General features: G+C 70.1%; 18 protein-coding genes and 1 riboswitch. Of the genes, 14 read left to right on the top strand and 4 right to left on the bottom strand.

Annotation, left to right across the window (positions count from 1 at the left end; all coding sequences use genetic code 11):
• Nucleotides 1-82 precede the first annotated feature (82 nt).
• The 3 genes from JL108_RS12880 to JL108_RS12870 all read left to right on the top strand — a co-directional run bounded on the left by JL108_RS12880 (nt 83) and on the right by JL108_RS12870 (nt 2,789).
• Nucleotides 83-343: a hypothetical protein gene (locus JL108_RS12880; protein WP_240191025.1), complete on the top strand. Its 261-nt coding sequence runs from the start codon at nt 83-85 to the stop codon at nt 341-343.
• Between the two features lie 65 nt (nt 344-408).
• Nucleotides 409-552: riboswitch (cyclic di-AMP (ydaO/yuaA leader) on the top strand.
• Nucleotides 553-563: 11 nt separating this feature from the next.
• Complete coding sequence (locus JL108_RS12875) at nt 564-1,544, top strand: NlpC/P60 family protein (protein WP_205198643.1); 981 nt, start codon at nt 564-566, stop codon at nt 1,542-1,544.
• A gap of 12 nt (nt 1,545-1,556) precedes the next feature.
• Nucleotides 1,557-2,789, top strand: coding sequence for a hypothetical protein (locus JL108_RS12870; protein ID WP_205198642.1), 1,233 nt, complete (start codon nt 1,557-1,559; stop codon nt 2,787-2,789).
• A 142-nt stretch (nt 2,790-2,931) separates the two neighbouring features.
• Here JL108_RS12870 and JL108_RS12865 read toward each other — a convergent pair whose 3' ends face one another.
• Nucleotides 2,932-4,668: a long-chain fatty acid--CoA ligase gene (locus JL108_RS12865; protein ID WP_205198641.1), complete on the bottom strand. Its 1,737-nt coding sequence runs from the start codon at nt 4,666-4,668 to the stop codon at nt 2,932-2,934.
• 104 nt (nt 4,669-4,772) lie between these two features.
• Between JL108_RS12865 and JL108_RS12860 the strand changes: the two genes are divergently transcribed.
• Nucleotides 4,773-5,225 (top strand): SRPBCC family protein, encoded by a 453-nt coding sequence (locus tag JL108_RS12860; protein ID WP_205198640.1) that lies wholly within the window; start codon nt 4,773-4,775, stop codon nt 5,223-5,225.
• Nucleotides 5,218-6,273, top strand: coding sequence for an ROK family glucokinase (locus JL108_RS12855; protein WP_205198639.1), 1,056 nt, complete (start codon nt 5,218-5,220; stop codon nt 6,271-6,273). The genes JL108_RS12860 and JL108_RS12855 overlap by 8 nt, the downstream gene beginning before the upstream one ends.
• Here JL108_RS12855 and JL108_RS12850 read toward each other — a convergent pair.
• The gene (locus JL108_RS12850) at nt 6,161-6,610 is read right to left on the bottom strand and encodes a hypothetical protein (protein ID WP_143913117.1); all 450 of its coding nucleotides are present in this window, start codon (nt 6,608-6,610) and stop codon (nt 6,161-6,163) included. The two genes, JL108_RS12855 and JL108_RS12850, sit on opposite strands and share 113 nt — an antisense overlap.
• A 55-nt stretch (nt 6,611-6,665) precedes the next feature.
• Here JL108_RS12850 and JL108_RS12845 point away from each other — a divergent pair, with 55 nt between their 5' ends.
• Together JL108_RS12845 and JL108_RS12840 are read left to right on the top strand one after the other, a co-directional pair.
• Nucleotides 6,666-7,415, top strand: coding sequence for a 1-acyl-sn-glycerol-3-phosphate acyltransferase (locus JL108_RS12845; protein ID WP_205198638.1), 750 nt, complete (start codon nt 6,666-6,668; stop codon nt 7,413-7,415).
• Nucleotides 7,416-7,438: 23 nt separating this feature from the next.
• Nucleotides 7,439-8,797: a class II 3-deoxy-7-phosphoheptulonate synthase gene (locus JL108_RS12840; protein WP_205198637.1), complete on the top strand. Its 1,359-nt coding sequence runs from the start codon at nt 7,439-7,441 to the stop codon at nt 8,795-8,797.
• Between the two features lie 142 nt (nt 8,798-8,939).
• On the opposite strand, the gene pknB is transcribed toward JL108_RS12840, so the two are convergent.
• Nucleotides 8,940-10,910: a Stk1 family PASTA domain-containing Ser/Thr kinase gene (pknB, locus tag JL108_RS12835; protein ID WP_205198636.1), complete on the bottom strand. Its 1,971-nt coding sequence runs from the start codon at nt 10,908-10,910 to the stop codon at nt 8,940-8,942.
• 105 nt (nt 10,911-11,015) lie between these two features.
• Nucleotides 11,016-12,059 carry a polyprenyl synthetase family protein gene (locus tag JL108_RS12830; RefSeq protein ID WP_205198635.1) on the bottom strand — a complete coding sequence of 348 codons (1,044 nt, stop codon included), beginning with the start codon at nt 12,057-12,059 and terminating at the stop codon, nt 11,016-11,018.
• Nucleotides 12,060-12,082: 23 nt separating this feature from the next.
• Here JL108_RS12830 and metF point away from each other — a divergent pair, with 23 nt between their 5' ends.
• The 7 genes from metF to rsmH all read left to right on the top strand — a co-directional run bounded on the left by metF (nt 12,083) and on the right by rsmH (nt 17,548).
• Complete coding sequence (metF, locus tag JL108_RS12825) at nt 12,083-12,976, top strand: methylenetetrahydrofolate reductase [NAD(P)H] (RefSeq protein ID WP_307837264.1); 894 nt, start codon at nt 12,083-12,085, stop codon at nt 12,974-12,976.
• A gap of 102 nt (nt 12,977-13,078) precedes the next feature.
• Entirely contained in the window at nt 13,079-14,344 is a 1,266-nt protein-coding gene (locus tag JL108_RS12820) for an FAD-dependent oxidoreductase (protein WP_205198633.1), read from the top strand.
• Nucleotides 14,345-14,534: 190 nt separating this feature from the next.
• A complete protein-coding gene (locus JL108_RS12815; protein ID WP_205198632.1) occupies nt 14,535-15,266 on the top strand; it encodes a bifunctional 2-polyprenyl-6-hydroxyphenol methylase/3-demethylubiquinol 3-O-methyltransferase UbiG in 732 nt (243 codons plus the stop codon).
• 21 nt (nt 15,267-15,287) lie between these two features.
• A complete protein-coding gene (locus tag JL108_RS12810; RefSeq protein WP_185973067.1) occupies nt 15,288-15,677 on the top strand; it encodes a DUF3040 domain-containing protein in 390 nt (129 codons plus the stop codon).
• Nucleotides 15,678-15,924: 247 nt separating this feature from the next.
• Nucleotides 15,925-16,374, top strand: a complete 450-nt coding sequence (mraZ, locus tag JL108_RS12805; RefSeq protein WP_143913126.1) for a division/cell wall cluster transcriptional repressor MraZ — start codon at nt 15,925-15,927, stop codon at nt 16,372-16,374.
• Between the two features lie 53 nt (nt 16,375-16,427).
• Nucleotides 16,428-16,592: a hypothetical protein gene (locus JL108_RS12800; RefSeq protein ID WP_185973068.1), complete on the top strand. Its 165-nt coding sequence runs from the start codon at nt 16,428-16,430 to the stop codon at nt 16,590-16,592.
• Nucleotides 16,589-17,548: a 16S rRNA (cytosine(1402)-N(4))-methyltransferase RsmH gene (gene rsmH / locus JL108_RS12795; protein ID WP_205198631.1), complete on the top strand. Its 960-nt coding sequence runs from the start codon at nt 16,589-16,591 to the stop codon at nt 17,546-17,548. The genes JL108_RS12800 and rsmH overlap by 4 nt, the downstream gene beginning before the upstream one ends.
• The last annotated feature ends 17 nt before the right edge of the window (nt 17,549-17,565 follow it).

Raw genomic sequence — 17,565 nt, 5'->3', positions numbered from 1 at the left:
ATTTCCGCCCGAGCCGCGCACAGTGCGCGGCTCGTGACACGCCGGAGCGAAAGTGTCAGTGGGTCTCCCTAGCGTCGAGCACATGAAGGACATGAGCTTTGCCACACCGCTTCCCGTCCCGGGCGCGGACCCGCTCGTCGTCGACTGCGACAGCTGCGTCGTCCGCAGCCCCGGGGCCTGCGGCGACTGTGTCGTCAGCGTGCTGCTGGGGCCGCCGCAGGATGTCGTCGCCCTCGATGACGCCGAGCGTTCCGCCCTCGATGCCCTCGCTGATTCCGGACTCGTCCCCCCACTTCGGTTGATGACCCTCGACAATCCACCGACGCACCGAGACGCGAGTTGAATCAACCCCGCTCGTTGCCTAGAGTGATGCCTTGTGTCATCGATGAACTCCATCGACCGATGGGGGCGATGGCACCGCCGAATCGCCTTCGGGCGGACCGGGGAACCAATCAGTGTGGGGTGAATCCTCGCCGGACCATGTCCGTCGGGGTAGGGCAGCCTTGAGCCCGAATCCGTCAGCTCACCCGGTAGGCGTCGAGGTATCGAGCAGGAGTTGATCCGTGCCACGCACGCATCGCACGACGCGCCTTCGCGCGTTCGCCGTCGGAACGACGTCATTGGGCCTCGCGGCCGTCATGAGTCTGACGTCGGCACAGGCTGACCCGCAGGTCACCGCCGACGACGTCGAGCAGGCCTTCCACGCCGCCGAGGCGGCCAATGAGGAGGTCAACCAGCTCACCGAGGATCAAGAGACGCTGCAGCGCCGCATCGACGCGCTCACGCAGGAGATCGAGCAGGTCCAGGCGCAGTACGACTCGCAGCGCACCGAGCTCGAGTCCGCCATCGTGCAGCAGCACCTGGATGCTCCGCTCGGCCCGACGGTGAACCTCATCGCGAGCAAGGACGCCCAGGTCTTCTTGGACGGGCTGAGCGCCGTCGACGCGCTCAACACCTCGCGTTCGGAGGCCCTCGACGCGTTCTCCGACACCAACCGCGACCTGCAGAACCGCCAGAAGCAGCTCGAGCAGCATCGCGCCAAGCTCGAGGCCGCGGTGGCCGAGGCCGAGGAGAAGCAGGCCGAGGTTCAGAGCGCCTACGAGCAGGCCAAGGCCGATCTCGATCGTCTCGATGCCGCGCAGCAGGAGGAGATCAACGCTCCCGGCGAGACCGAGGCGCCCGATGTCGAGATCCCCCCGGGCAGCGGCAATGCACAGGCGGCGATCGAGTTCGCCCTCGCCCAGCTCGGCGACCCCTATGTCTACGGCGGCACCGGACCCGACAGCTGGGACTGCTCGGGTCTGACCCAGGCCGCCTGGGCGGCTGCGGGCGTCTCGCTACCGCGCGTCGTGGGCCCGCAGATCGATGCCGGCACGCGGATCCCGCTCAGCGAGGTCCAGCCGGGCGACCTCGTGGCGTACTCGAGCATGTCGCATATCGGCATGTACATCGGCAACGGCCAGGTCATCCACGCTCCGCGTCCGGGCAAGACCGTCGAGATCGTCGGCCTCGGCGGGTTCGACGTCGCCGCCCGCGTCGGCTGATCGACCGACACCATGCCTGAGGGGCCCACGGCGGGCCCTTCGCGGGTGGTGCGAGCCAATCTGCTCGCCCTCGCCGCGCTGATCGTGATGGGCGCCGGGGTGCTGCTATGGCAGCAGCCCTGGCGCCCATCGTCGTCGGTGGACGATGTGTCCTATCCCGATGACCCCGCGCGCGTCATCGATCAGCAGCTGCGGGCGATGAGCGACGCGACCGGAGAGGAGCTCGTCACCGCGGCCGGCGGCACCGAGACCGCTAGGACCGCCGCGGCTGCGCTCGATCTCCTCGGCGGCCAGAAGGTTCGCTTCGGCTATGTCGACGGGGGACAGGCCCCCACCCGCGACGACGGCTCGACGACCGTCACCGTCCGCGTCACCTGGCAGACGGACGGCTCTGTGCTTCCCGCAGCGGAACGTGCCAGCGAGGTCCAGCTGGTGATGCGTCCCGACGGGGATCGATTCGCCTGGGCCGGCACGGATCACCGCGGGGGCGAGCCCCTTCCGTTGTGGCTGGCCGGCGAGATCGCTGTCGACGCCGACGCCGATGCCGTGGTCGTCGCCCTCGAGGATGCGAGTGACGACATGGCCGAGCTCGCGCCCATCGCCACCGCGGCTGCCCAGCGAGCGCGTGAGGAACTGGGCGAGACGGCCGCCGACCGATTCGTCCTGGTCGTGCCGCCGACCGACGCCGCGCTCGGACGGCTCGCCGGCCGTGCTCCCGATGAGGCTGCCGCCATCGCCGCGGTCACCACTCGTCTGGACGCGACATCGGACGCGGGGGCGGTCGTCGCGCTGAATCCGGCGGTCTTCGCCGGGATGGACGAGCGGGGTCGTCGCATCGTCCTGGTCCATGAAGCCGTGCACCAGCTGACCCGGGTCGTCGGGTCGCGGGTCGAGATGTGGGTGGCCGAGGGCTACGCCGATGAGATCGCTCTGCGCGGGGACGCCGCGGGGCTGGAGACGAGCGCGGGGCGCATCCTGGCGGAGGTGCGTCGCGAGGGTCCGCCGGCGGCGCTACCCGGGCCTCAGGACTTCGGCGATGCCGAACGCGTCACCGCGGTGTACGAGTCGGCCTGGCTGGCGATCCGGATGCTCGTCGAGGAGTACGGCGACGAGCGGGTGCGGGAGTTCTATGATGCCGTCGTCGACGGAGCTGAGGTGGACGTGGCCCTGCGCGAGATGCTCGGCACCGATCTGGCGTCCGTGACGGCGCGATGGCAGGACTACCTGGTCGCGCTCGCGTCCTGAGGAACCGGCTGGTAGCGGTACGCCATCACCCCTACCGGTCCCGCATACGGTTGATGCTCTACCTCTGCCGGCAGGGTGAGGTTGATGGCCTACCGCCGCCGGCGACGTAGGGTTGATGGCTACCGCCACCGGGTGAGGGCGCTCAGCGGACGTACAGGGACTCGACCAGGTCGTGGAAGTCGCGCAGCACGACCGGCCGCTTCACCTTGAACGAGGGGGTCAGATAGCCGTTGCCCTCGGTCCAGTCCTCGTCGAGGATCACGAACTTGCGGATCGACTCCGCCCGGGACACCTGGGTGTTGGCCTCGTCGATGGCGCCCTGGACCGCGTCGCGTAGCTCCTCGTCGTCGAGCGACCCCTCCCAGTGCTCCTGGTCGATCGTCACGAGTGCGCCGATGAACGGCTTGCCATCGCCCACCACGAGGCACTGGCTCACATACGGGTGGGCCCGCACGCGGTCTTCCAGCACGCTGGGCGAGACGTTCTTGCCGCCCGCCGTGACGATGATCTCCTTCTTGCGCCCGGTGATCCGAATGAAGCCGTCGTCATCGATCTCACCCAGGTCGCCGGTGTGGAACCAGCCGTCCTCCGTGAGCACCTGCGCGGTCGCCTCCGGGTTGTTCCAGTAGCCGCCGAAGACCTGCGGACCACGAAAGAGCAGCTCGCCGTCCTCGGCGACCCGTACCTCGGTGTCGGGGAAGGGCAGACCGACGGTGCCCATGCGCTGCCGCTCGACCCGGTTGGCCGCGAGGGCCGCGGTGGTCTCGGTGAGGCCGTAGCCCTCCAGCACGATGACGCCGATGCCGCGGTAGAAGTGGCCGAGGCGATCGCCCAGGGGAGCGCCTCCCGAGATCGCATACCGTGCCTTGCCGCCGAGCGCGTCGCGCAGCTTGCCGTACACGAGCCGGTCGAAGAGCGAGTGACGAAGGCGCAGTCCGAGGCCCGCGCGACCACCGTCCTCGGTGGCGCGGCTGTAGGCGATCGCCGCCTGAGCGGCGCGGTCGAAGATCTTGCCCTTGCCCTCCGCGTAGGCCTTGGCGCTGGCGGAGTTGAAGACCTTCTCGAACACGCGTGGCACGCCGAGCACGAAGGTGGGCTGGAACTCGCCGAGATGCTCCACGAGATCGGGGATGTCGGCGGTGTGCCCGAGCACGGCGCCCGAGCGGATCGCGCCGATCTGGATGATCCGCGCGAAGACGTGGGCGAGGGGCAGGAAGAGGAGCGTCGAGGCCTCGGGCTCGGCGAACATCTCCGGCAGCACGTCGATGGCACCGCCCAGCTCGGCGCGGAAGTTCCCGTGGGTCAGCTCACAACCCTTGGGCCGCCCGGTGGTCCCCGAGGTGTAGATGAGCGTGGCGATCGACTCCGAGGACAGCGTCGCGAGACGCTCGTCGATGGTGGCGTCGTCGACATCCTCGCCCGCGGCGGGCAGCGCGGTCAGGACGTCCTCGATGGCCCGGACCCTGCCGACTGCCGGGGCCTCGGACCGCGCCTCTTCGACGCGGTCGCGATGCTCCTCGGTCTCGACGAAGACGTGGGTGGCCCCCGAGTCGGAGAGGATCCAGGCGATCTGCGAGGCCGAGGAGGTCTCGTAGACCGGCACGCTGACGGCACCCGCCCACCAGATCGCGTAGTCGAGCACCGTCCACTCGTAGCGGGTCTTGGCGACGATCGCGACCCGGTCGCCGGCCTGCACGCCCTCAGCCACCAGGCCCTTCGCGGCGGCCACCACCTGGGCATGGAACTCGCGTGTGGTGACCTCGCGCCAGGCACCGTCGACCCGCCGGCGCAGTGCGACCTCGTCGGGCGCCTCGACGACGCGGTCCAGCAGGTCGTGCGAGAGGTTGCCGAGATCACTGGCAGGCGCTGCGGTACTCACAGTCCGCCACCCTACCTCCGGTGCCCGCTGCGCACCGCCGCCCCTCGCTAGGCTGTACGGGGAGCGATGTTCCCGGCCGTTCACCACTGACCCAGGAGATTTCGATGGCGCGCACCGAGAGCAGCATCGTCGTGACCGCGCCGGCGGCCGATGTCATGGCGGTGATCGCCGACTTCGAGCGCTATCCGCAATGGGCCACCGGCATGCAGGAGGCCGAGATCCTCGCCGAGGGGCCGGACGGTCGCGCCCTCGACGTACGATTCGTGCTCGCCGCGGCGCCGATCAGCGACGAGTTCACCTTGCGTTACGACTGGGACGGCGATCGCGGAGTCTCTTGGAGCCTCCACGGCGATGCCTCGATGCTCACCGCGATGGACGGCGCCTATCTGCTGCGTCCGGTCGACACCGGCACCGAGGTGACCTATCAACTGCGCGTCGATGTCAAGGTGCCGCTGCTGGGCATGCTGAAGCGCAAGGCGGAGAAGGTCATCGTCGACACGGCGCTCAAGGGATTGAAGAAGCGTGTCGAGGCGATCGCCGGGGCGAGCGATGGCTGACCGGCTCGCGATCGGCATCGACATCGGCGGGACCAAGATCGCCGCGGGAGTCGTCGACGAGGACGGGCGCCTGCTGGCGCAGAGCCGGCGCGAGACGCCCACCACCGATCCCGTCGCGATGGTCGACGCGATCGCCGAGATCACCGCGGAGTTCCGCGAGGACTGGCCCGTGCGGGCCCTCGGCGTCGGGGCTGCCGGCTATGTCGACGCCTCGCAGTCCACGGTCGTGTTCTCTCCGCACCTGGCGTGGCGCCACGAGCCGCTGCGCGATGCCATCGCCCGGCGGACGCGGCTACCGGTGCTCGTCGACAACGATGCGAACGCGAGCGGCTGGGCCGAGTGGCGGTTCGGCGCGGCGCAGAACGAGGCCGATCTGGTGATGGTGACCCTCGGGACCGGCATCGGCGGGGCGATCGTCATCGACGGCCAGCCCTATCGAGGCCACTTCGGCATCGCCGGGGAGTTCGGTCACATGCAGGTCGTCCCCGACGGCCGGCCCTGCGAGTGCGGCAACAGCGGCTGCTGGGAGCAGTACGCCAGCGGCCGTGTGCTCCAGCGGCGAGCACAGGCGGCGGTCGAGGAGGGGACGTCCTTCGGAGCCGCGCTGCTCGCCGCGGCGGACGGGAACCGCGCGCGGGTCGACGGCACGCTGGTCGGCCGCTTCGCCGCACAGGGCGAGGAGGAGGCGGTCGCCTGGCTGACGGAGGTCGGCGACTGGCTCGGTGTCGGACTGGCCAATGTCGCGGCCGCCCTCGATCCGGCGGTGTTCGTCGTGGGCGGAGGGGTGAGCGCGAACGGCGATCTGCTGCTGGGGCCGGCGCGGGCGGCCTTCGGTCGGAGCCTGACCGGTCGCGGCTATCGCGCTGAGGCGCGCATCGTCGGAGCGCACCTGGGCCCCGAGGCCGGCCTCATCGGCGCCGCCGACATGGCCAGGATCACAGCTCGGCGCCGTCGTCTGGCCAGTCCCGGTGCGAGGGTCCGCGTTCGGGGAGCCGCCAGAACAGCCAGGCCACCGAGACGATCGAGGCGACCGTCAGCAGAGCAATGAGCCAGCTGGCGACCCAGAAGTCGAACAGGAACGATGCGATCAGCACGACGGGTGCCGCGAGCACGCCGACCCAGGCCAGCCCGGTGCCCGGAGCCGGGCGGACGCGTGCCGGAGGGACCTGGCGGTAGAACGGCACCTCGTCGTCGCCATCGTCATCGCGCAGCTCCGGCGGGAGATCATCGTCGAGGTCGGCCGGACCGGCGGGCACGACATCCTCCGACTCACGTTCGCGGGCATGACGTTCGGCGGCCTCGTCGAGGTCGGGCAGATCGCTGAGATCCAGATCCAGCCCCTCGACGATCCGATCGAATGCGTCGCGCTCGTCGCGCTCGTCCATGGCGACATCCTCGCACCAGTGGGGCCGCGCGGGCCAGGGGAGGTATGGTTCCGTCGTGCTCTACTGGTTCTTGAAGTACCTGGCGTTGGGCCCGCTGCTGCGCGTCATCTTCCGTCCGTTCGCCGAGGGGCTCGAGAACGTGCCGTCCGAGGGCCCGGTCATCCTGGCCGTCAATCACCTCTCTTACAGCGACTGGCTGTTCATGCCGCTGGTGATGCCGCGTCGAGTGACCTTCGTGGCGAAGGCCGAGTACTTCGAGGCGCCGGGCGTCAAGGGCTGGCTGCAGAAGAAGTTCTTCGGCGGCACCGGCCAGGTCCCCATCGATCGCACGAGCGGATCCTCCGCCGCCGGGGCGCTCAAGACGCAGCTGCGGCTGTTGTCCGAGGGAGAGGTGTGCGGCATCTTCCCCGAGGGCACGCGCTCCCACGACGGCAAGCTCTATCGCGGGCGCACGGGTGTCGCCCGGGTCGCGCTGGAGGCCAAGGTGCCGGTCATCCCGGTAGCGGTCATCAATACCGACGTGATCGCCCCTCCCGGCAAGGTCTTCGGGCGCTTCGCCAAGCCCGGTGTCCGCTTCGGTGAGCCCCTCGATTTCAGCCGCTACGAAGGGCTCGAGGGCGATCGCTTCATCCTGCGCGCGGTGACCGACGAGATCATGTACGAGATCATGAACCTCTCCGGACAGGAGTACGTCGACCTCTACGCGCAGGATGCCAAGAAGCGTGACAAGGAGCGCGCCGATGCCGAGCGCAAGGCCGAGGAGAAGGCGGCGGCCGACGAGGTCTGGGACGAGATCGCCGAGTAGGCGAAACCACGATCCGGCCGCCGATGGCGACCGCGTATCCTGGTGCGGTGAGCATTCCCAGCCTTGACGACCTGCGCGCGATCGGCGCCGCACAGCAGCCGACCTACGCCGATTCGATCGACCGTGACCGCACGGTCGACACGCTGCGGAAGATGCCGCCGCTGGTCTTTGCGGGCGAGTGCGATGCCCTGCGCGACAAGATGGCCGCCGTCGCCCGCGGCGAGGCCTTCCTGCTGCAGGGCGGGGATTGCGCCGAGACCTTCGAGGGCGTGACGGCCGAGAACACCCGTAACAAGCTGCGGGTGCTGTTGTCGATGGCCGTCGTCCTCACCTACGCCGCGAGCGTGCCGGTGGTGAAGGTCGGACGCCTGGCCGGACAGTTCGCCAAGCCGCGCTCGAGCGATGCCGAGACGCGCGACGGTGTCACGCTGCCCGCGTACCGCGGCGATGCCGTGAACGGCTTCGAGTTCACCCCCGAGGCCCGCCGCCACGACCCCCAGCGTCTGCTGGACGTCTACCACGCATCGAGCTCCACGCTGAACCTCATCCGCGCCTTCACCACCGGCGGCTACGCCGACCTGCGCCAGATGCACGAGTGGAACACCGACTTCGTGCGCAGCAGCCCGGTCGGCGAGCGCTACGAGCGCGTCGGCGCGGAGATCGACCGCGCCCTGGCCTTCATGTCCGCGATCGGGTCCGACCCGGCCGAGCTGCACACGGTCGACTTCTACTCCTCGCACGAGGCGCTGGTGCTGGAGTACGAGCACGCCCTCACGCGCATCGACTCGCGCACGGAGCGACCGTACGATGTCTCGGGCCATTTCGTGTGGATCGGTGAGCGCACCCGCCAGCTCGACGGCGCGCACGTGGAGCTCCTCAGCCATATCGCCAATCCGATCGGCGTCAAGCTCGGCCCCACGTCGACCGCCGATGACGCGATCGCGCTGTACGAGAAGCTCAATCCCGAGCGCACCCCCGGCAAGGTCACCTTCATCACCCGCTTCGGCGCGGAGAAGATCCGCGACCTGCTGCCGCAGCTCATCGAGAAGGTCGGCGCGGCCGGTGTCGAGGTCGCGTGGGTGACCGATCCGATGCACGGCAACACCTTCGCCACCGACAACGGCTACAAGACCCGCGACTTCGACGCGGTCATCGACGAGGTCCGTGGGTTCTTCGAGGTGCACCGTTCGCTCGGCACCTGGCCCGGAGGCCTGCACGTCGAACTGACCGGCGACGACGTCACCGAGTGCGTCGGCGGCGGTTCGCGGCTCTCGGCCGCCGACCTGGAGACCCGCTACGAGACGCTGTGCGATCCGCGCCTCAACCGGGCGCAGTCGCTCGAGCTGGCCTTCCTCGTCGCGGAGATGCTCGGCCACAACTGACCCCTCCTGCCGCTGGGCGGTGACCTACGCACCCCTCACGGGCGGGGAGCGGTGATCCACGCACCTCTCGCCAGGCCCGAGACGTGCGTACGTCACCGCCCTTCCGTGGGAGGGGTGCGTAGGTCACCGCCCAGCGGGGCGGCTAGCTGAAGAAGACGGTGACGGTGTCACCGCGCTCGCGCTCGGATCCGGCGCTGGGGCTCTGGAAGCGCACCTTCGGATCGTCGCCGGCGAGCGGATTGCGCGTCGCGTTGATCTCCAGGCCGAGATCCTCCAACGCCTTGCGCGCCTCGTCCTCAGTCATGCCCGACAGGTCCGGCACCTCGATGATCTCCGGGCCCTGCGAGACCACGATGGTCACCGTGTCGCCGCGGAAGGCGCTGCCGCCCTGCGGGTTCTGCGAGATCACGACGCCCTCGTCGACCTCGTCGCTGAACTGCTCCTCGACATTGACGAGGAATCCGGCCTCCTGCAGACCGGCCTGTGCCTCGTCGGCCGTCTTGCCGGTGAAGTCGGTGATGGCGATCGGTTCGCGGCCCTTGCTGATGACGAGGTCGAGCGAGGTGTCGCGCTTGACCTGCTCGCCGACCTCGTGGTCGGCGATGCGGATGACGCTGCCCTCGGGAATCTCCTCGTGGAACTCCTCGGGGGTCTCGCCGATCTGCAGATTCAGCGAGCCGATGATCGTGCGGGCCTCGTCGAGGGTCTTGCCGGCGAGGTCGGGGATCTCATAGCGTTCCTGTCCCTTGGAGACCGTGATCGAGATGAGCGTCCCGGGCAGCACGCGCTCCCCGGGTTCGGGATCGGTCGAGATCACGTGGTCGGCCGGGATCTCCTCGTCGAAGGCGTCCGGGGCGAACTCCACCTCGAAGCCCGCCGACTCCGCTGCCGAGACGGCGTCCTCGCGGCTCATGCTGGTGAGATCGGGGGCGTCGGTGTAGCGGCCGTCCGCGAGATACCAGCCGGCGAATGCGACCACGGCGAGGGCGACCAGAGCGGCCAGCAGCAGGACCGCACCGCGGCGCGGACGCCGACGCGGTGCGGGTGCCTCCTCGGCCTGCTCCTCCTCGACTGCGCCCACCGCCGCCGGAGTCCAGGCCATGGTGTGCTCGGGGAGGGCGGCGCGCGTGGCCACGGTCGCGTGCTCGTCGGCGCTCAGGGGATAGCCGGTGAGATCCACCTGCTGCGTGGGCTCGTCGGCGGCATCGGGGCGACGGGAGGGGCGCAGGTCGGCGGCCAGCTCCGGGTCATCGGGCAGGCCGGCGGCGAGGGCGTGCCGGACCTGGCGCACCTGGTGCAGGAGAGCGCGGGCATCGGGCGATCGCCGTTCAGGATCGCGGGCGGTGGCCCGCGCGACCAGCGCGTCGACATAGTCGGGGAGCTCGGGCACGAGGGTCGACGGCGGGGCGACATCCTCGTTGACGTGCAGATAGGCGACCTGGATCGGGGTGTCGGCCGCGTGCGGCTTGTCGCCCGTGAGCATCTCGAAGAGCATCGCCCCGCAGGCGTAGACATCGGCGCGCGGATCGGCGCCGCGGTGCAGGACGACCTCGGGCGCCAGATAGGAGACCGTGCCGATCAGGGCGCCGCCGCCGGAGTGCGTGGTGGAGGTGCTGACCGCGCGGGCGAGGCCGAAGTCGGCGACCTTCACATCGCCGGCCGGCGTGATGAGGACGTTCTCGGGCTTGACGTCGCGGTGGATCAGCCGGGCGGCATGGGCCTCGGACAGGGCCTGCAGGATCGGGTCGAGGAAGGCGAGCGCCTGCTGCGGAGACATCGGTGCGGTGTCGCGGACGACATCGCGCAGCGTGCGCCCCGGCACGTACTCCATGACCAGATAGGTGATGTCGCCGTCGGTGCCCTGATCGAACACCGCCACGACGTGGCGATGGTTCAGCTTGGCCGCGGCCTTGGCCTCGGCGACGAAGCGCTGCCGGAAGTCGTCCGCGTCCCCGAGATCGGCGTGCATGATCTTGACTGCCACGACGCGATCGAGCCGTAGATCCGTGGCCCGGAAGACGCTGGCCATGCCTCCGCGAGCGATGCGCTCATGGATCACGTAACGCCCGTCGAGCGTATGCCCGACGAGCGCCTGATCTCCGGCGACGCTCACGTCAGTCCTCCTGAACCTGGGAAAGGGGCTCGTCCAGAGCCCCTTCGAGTGTAGAGAACCGCACGGAGAGGACGGCTGATCTGCCCCGTGATGGCGTGCCCGGGGTCAGCGTACGCGGCGTGTCGTGGCCCGGGCGAGCGGGCCGAGTATTGCGACGGCGTGGTCGCCGAGGGCCGCCAGCGCCGCATCGGACCGTGCCTCCAGCCGGCCGATCTCCGCCTCGACATCGGCGCGCGCTCCGCTCTCGTCGATGAGCGCGGTCAGCTCCTCGACCGTGTCGTCGCGCCCTAGCAGCGAGAAGAGCCGGCGGGCGTCGCTCCGCTCGGCCGCACGAGCGATGAGCACGGTGCGTTTGCCCTCGCGAAGATCGTCGCCGGCCGGCTTGCCCGTGGTCGCCGGGTCGCCGAACACGCCGAGGACGTCGTCACGCAGCTGGAACGCCTCGCCGAGGGGGAGGGCGACGGCCGACAATCCCTCGATGAGCTCGGGCGCCGCGCCGGCCAGCGCGGCGCCGATGTGCAGGGGGCGTTCCACGGTGTACTTCGCAGACTTGAACCGGACGACCCGCAGCGCGTCGTCCGCGTCGAGCCGATCGCGGGTCTGCGCCACGATGTCGAGGTACTGTCCCGCGATGACCTCGGATTTCGCCAGATTCCAGTACGCGAGAGCGTCGGTGAGGTGCCAGTCCGCGTCCTGCGGCACCGAGCGGATCACGTCATCGGCCCAGCTGAGCAGGAGGTCGCCGAGCAGGACCGCGACCTGTTCGCCGAAGCGTTCGGGATCGCCCACGCGGCCTTCGCTTCGATGGGTCTGCTCGAAGGCGCGATGGACGCTGGGGCGTCCACGACGGGTGTCCGAGCCGTCCATCAGGTCGTCGTGCACGAGGGCGCTGCCCTGGAGCCACTCGAAGGCCGAGGCCGCGCGGGCGATCCGGGCGTCATCGGGGGCGCCGCCACCGATGAGCCAGCCGGCGTAGCAGAACAGCGGGCGCAGGAGCTTGCCGCCGCCGACGAAGTCCGCCGCGGCGTCCACGAGCCCGGCGACCTCGTCGTCGACCTCGGCGAGACGACGGCGCTGCAGATCCGCGAAGCGCACGAGCTCGCGGCCCACGCTCTCTCGGAATGTGGGATCGTCGAGGGGGCTCGTCACGCCGACGACGATACCGTGGTGCCGTGCCTGCACCCGACCGCTCTCTCGTCGACGCCCTCCGCAGCGACCGCCCGACCACGTCCTTCGAGTTCTTTCCCCCGAAGGACGATGAAGGCGAGGCACAGCTGTGGCAGACGATTGCCGAGCTCGAACCCCTCGATCCGACCTTCGTCTCCGTGACCTACGGCGCGGGTGGTACGCATCAGGACCGCACGATCCGGGTCACGGAGCGGATCGCCCGGGAGTCCTCGATGAAGCCGGTGGGTCACCTGACCCTCGTGGGGCAGAGCACCGCCGAGATCGAGAACGTGCTCAAGCAGTACCTCGCCGCCGGTGTCGACCACGTCCTGGTGCTGCGCGGCGATCCGCAGGGCGGGCCCCGTGCACCGTGGGAGCGGCATCCCGAGGGCATGGACCACGCGCTGGAGCTGGTCGAGCTCGCCGCGCGCCTCGGCGGCCTCACCGTCGGCGTCGCGGCCTTTCCCGAGGGACATCCCGATGCCGCGGATCGCGATGCGTGCGCCGACGTGCTGGTCTCGAAGGCCGAGGCCGGCGCGGAGTTCGCGATCACCCAGCTGTTCTTCCGCGCGAGCGACTATGTCGACCTCGTGCGACGACTCGACGCTCGTGGATGTGACCTCCCCGTCATCCCGGGGATCATGCCGATCCTCAACTTCGCGCAGGTCTCGCGCATGGCCGAGTTGTCCGGTGCCGCGCTGCCGCCTGAGGTGCTCGAGCAGATCGAGCCGCTCGCCGATGATCGCGCGGCCGTGCGGGCGAAGGGGATCGAGCTCGCGACCCAGCTGTGTCGCGACGTGCTCGCCGCGGGTGCGCCCGGTCTGCACTTCATGACGCTGAACCGCTCGAAGGCCACCCGTGAGATCTTCCAGTCGCTGCGCGACGAAGGTCTCATCTGACCCAGGCTCCCCATCGGCCCGCGGGCGGTGAGCTATCACGCACTTCCGGCGCTCGGGTGCGTGATGACTCACCGCCCGCGGTGACGCCGTAAGCTGCGGCCCATGGCGCGCGTCGTGGTCGTCGGTGGAGGCTTCGCCGGTCTGAGTGCGGCCGCGAGACTCGCCAAGCTCCGTCACGAGGTCACGCTGGTCGAACGGGGCGACGAGCTCGGGGGACGGCTGCGCGGCTTCTGGTGGGACGACCATGCCTGGCAGCTGTATCCGGAGACCGTGACGCTCCCGGGGGTCTTCCGCGATCTCTTCCGCAAGTCCGGGCGTCAGCTGGACCGGGTGCTCGATCTGGTTCCCGCGCCCCCGCGGCGGCATGTCTTCGTGCGCGGACGCCGGCGTGAGGTGCTCGATCTGCCCTTCGGCATGCGCGGCGACCAGAGCGCCGCCGTCGAACAGGTCCTCGGCACCGACCAGTGGTCGCCCTGGGTGGACTCGCTCGCCCCGCGGTGGGATGCCCTGCGAAGGCGGGTCCTCGACGAGGTCTACGACGGCATCCTCGAACCGGGATACCGGCGGCAGATCCGGCCGAGGCGGTCCTTGCGGCGGGTCGCCCGGCGTGAGCTGCGCGATCGTCGACTGCGATCGATGGTGCTCGATGCCGCCCGGCTCGAGGGCGACGATCCGATGCACACCCCGGGCGTCACGGCCGTCTGGCACTACGTCGAACGGAACTTCGGCCGGTGGAGCTTCGACGGAGGCATGCCCGCCCTCGCCGATGCGCTGACCCGGCGGATGGGGGAGCGGAAGGTCGATGTGCGGCCGGCGACGACGGCGACGGACGTGTGTCGCAGCCCAGCCGGCTGGATCACGGGCGTCGAGACCGATGCCGGGCCGGTGGAGGCCGATGTCGTGGTCTGGTGTGCGCCGGATCTTCCGGCCTCCACGCCCGAACCAGCCCTGGTGCGGCGCATCCCGGCGCCGCGGACGCTGCTGCGGCTCTCCGACGACCCCGGTGTCCCGGACGATGTCGTGCTCCACGCCGAGCGCCCGTTGCGGGTGTGGAGGTCGGGGCCGTCGCACTGGGTCATCGAGAACCGGGCGGGCGGTGACGCGCTCGACGCGCTCGCCGAAGGAGGACTCCGCTGGCACGATCTGGTCGAGTCCCGCCGTGACCTGGCCCCGCGGGAGCTGGTCTTGCTCGGGCACGACGGGTGGGCCTGGCGTGGATGGCATGCCGCGGTGGAGCGTCCTGGAGCGCATGCCCGCGACGGTCTCTTCTTCGGCGGGGCGCACGCGCATCCCGGAGCTTCGCTGGAGTTGATCGGCCTGGCGACGGCCGCGATCGCGAGCCACCTCGGCGAGGTCCCGCGCCGCTGACATCTCCCTCGGTGGTGAGCCATCCCGCATTCGTGCCGCGGGCGGTGAGCTGTCCCGCACTTTCCACGTCGAACTGCGTGATGACTCACCGCTCGTGGCGGGGTGCGCGGGGCGGGTGCGTGATGACTCACCGCCCACGGCACCGTGGGCGACGGGGCGCGGGGGCCGGGGGAGCCTCTAGGGTGGTCCTATGGGACCGGTGCGTGCGGAGGTCATGTGGCAGGCAGTGCGCGATGCGCTCGAGGCAGCAGCCCCCGACGAGGCCCGGCCGCTGCGGGTCCTCGATATCGGGGGAGGCACGGGCGGCGACGCCGTCCGGGTGGCCGCCGAAGGACATGAGGTCGTCGTGGTCGATCCGAGTCCGGACGCCCTGGCCGCTCTGGCCCGCCGGGCCGACGACGCGGGCGTCGCCATCTCCCAGGTGCTCGGGGACACCGGGGATCTCGCCGATCACCTCGAGCCCGCCTCGATCGATCTCGTGCTGTGCCACGGCGTGGTCGAGCACGTCGACGACCCCGTCACCGCTCTGCGCGAGGTGGCTCGCACCCTCGCTCCGTCCGGTCGCTTGAGCATCGTGGTGCCCGGTCGGGTGAGCGCGGCGATCGCGCGTGCCGTCGCGGGTGACTTCGCGGCGGCCCAGGCGCTGGTGGAGCGTCCGGTCGCTCACTGGACTCCTGATGAGCACGGGCCGAGGCGCTATTTCAGCGAGGAGCTCGACGCCCTGCTCGCCGCGGCGGGGTTCCGTCCGGCGGCGACCCGCGGGCTGCGGGTTTTCGCCGATCTCGTTCCGAGTGCGGTCGTCGATGTGGAGCCCGGTGCGCGCGAATCGCTGTTCGCGCTCGAGAGCGCCGCGCGGGAGCGTCACGAATTCGCAGCCTGCTCGGGTGGTCTCCAGCAGATCGCCTGCCTAGAATTGTCCTAACCACCGAGCAAGGAGTCCATCGTGCCGCTTTCAGACGAAGAGGCCCGCCTGCTGGCCCAGCTGGAGCAGTCGCTGGCTGAGGAAGATCCCGACTTCGCCTCGACCCTGCGGGGATCGAAGCTGGCCGCCCGCCACCGCAAGATCGTCGCGCTCGCGGCCGTGGCCTTCGTCATCGGCATGGGTCTGCTGCTGGGCGGCGCCGTGACCGCCTCCACCTGGCTCGGCGCAGCCGGCTTCGTGGTGATGGTGGGCGCGTCGTACGCCTTCATCCGCACATGGCGCCAGGGCATGATCGGCGGCGACGAGGCTCCCGCCGGATCCGGTGGTCCTCGCGGCGGCAAGCCGCAGTCCGGTTCCTTCGTCGATCGGATGGAGGAGCGCTGGAACCGTCGACAGGACGACGGACGATGATGTCGCTCCACTGACGCACCACTCTCCACCACCAGCCGCCCCACCGTGAGGTGAGGGCGGCTTTTTCATTGGCCCCACAGGCATTTCGCCGGTGGGGCCTTTGTCATGTCCTGGGGGCGACACGGTGCGTATCGTCCCACGCTGAGGAGAAAGGTGGTGCATAGTGGGTTAGAGTGGTGCAAAATGGAGGAGCTAGTGAAGGAGCAGCCGCCCATGTGGCTCGAGACGCGAGGTGAGGAGGGCCGTGGTGAATCCCGACGTCACCAACTTCTTCGGCACCTACACCCCACGGCTGGACGACAAGGGGAGGCTCTTCCTGCCGGCGAAGTTCCGGCCGCGGCTGGAGCAGGGCGTGATCCTCACGCGCGGCCAGGAGCACTGCATCTACGGCTGGACGACCGAGTCGTTCAACGAGTTCACCGATCGGGTGCGCAACACGCCCTTCACCAATCGGCAGGCACGCAACTTCCTGCGCATGCTCTTCTCCGGCGCCTCCTCGGAGACCCCGGACAAGCAGGGGCGGATCTCGGTTCCTCCGGTGCTGCGCGAATGGGCGAGCCTCGAGCGCGAGTGCACGGTCGTCGGCGCGATGGATCGCATCGAGATCTGGGACTCGCGGCGCTGGGAGGAGTTCTCCTCCGAGCAGGAGGACGAGTTCGCGGACATGTCCGACGAGGTGATGCCGGGCATCTTCTGACCGGTCTCGCGGGTGGCGATGCCCGCCTGGGTGGATCTGACATCCCTTCCCCGGTGTCAGAACCATGCGGGCGGGGATCGGCGCTCGCGAGCACCGATCCGAAGCCTGATCCGCGTATCCGCGTGCAGGTCGCCGAGCGCCTCGCCGTCATGGCGGTGTCGCTCGGTGCGAGCACCGTGGTGGTGTTCGTCCTCTCCGCCGTCCTGGGGGCGTGGTGACGGCGCCGCGGCACGTCCCGGTGGTCGCCGACCGTGTGCTGGACCTGCTGGAACCCGCCGTGCTCGCCGCCGCTGCCCCGGTCCTGGTCGACACGACCCTCGGCCTCGGTGGACACAGCGAGGCGATGCTGGAGCGTTTCGGCGAGGCGAGGGTGATCGGCATCGACCGCGACGGAGACGCCCTGCGCCGCGCGAGCGCGCGCCTGGAGCCCTTCGGCGACCGCTTCACGCCGGTCCATGCCGTCTACGACGAGATCGCCGATGCCGTCCGCGGTGCCGGTGCCGATCGGGTGACCGGCGTGCTCTTCGACCTCGGTGTGTCCTCGATGCAGCTCGACCAGGCCGAACGCGGGTTCGCCTACGCCCAGGACGCTCCGCTGGACATGCGCATGAACCCCGACGACCCGCTCACGGCGGCCGAGGTGCTCAACAGCTACGACGAGAACGCGCTCACCCATGTGCTGCGCGACTACGGCGAGGAGAAGTTCGCGCGCAAGATCGCCCGCACCATCGTGCGCGAGCGCGAGCGCGAGCCCTTCGAGCGCAGCGCGCGGCTGGTCGAGCTGGTCCGCGACGCGATCCCCGCGCCCGCGCGCCGCACCGGCGGCAATCCGGCGAAGCGCACGTTCCAGGCCCTGCGGATCGAGGTCAACGACGAGCTCGGCGCCTACGGACGCGCTCTTCCGGCGGCTCTCGACCTCACGGAGCTCGGCGGTCGCGTCGTGGTGTTGTCCTATCACTCCCTGGAGGACCGGATCACCAAGCGGACCTTCGCTGCTGCCACCACGAGCACCGCTCCGCCCGGTCTCCCGGTCGTGCTCCCCGAACACGAGCCACGGTTCCGGCTCGTCACCCGGGGCGCGGAACGCGCCTCGGAGTCCGAGATCGCTGAGAACCCCCGCGCCACCCCCGTCCGCTTGCGTGCCGTCGAAAGGATCGCTCATGATCAGGGCTAGTTATCCCCGCCGATCGC

This window comes from Aeromicrobium sp. YIM 150415 (genome assembly GCF_016918125.1).
Classification (GTDB): domain Bacteria; phylum Actinomycetota; class Actinomycetes; order Propionibacteriales; family Nocardioidaceae; genus Aeromicrobium; species Aeromicrobium piscarium.
This window is presented reverse-complemented; position numbering and strand designations above follow the sequence as displayed.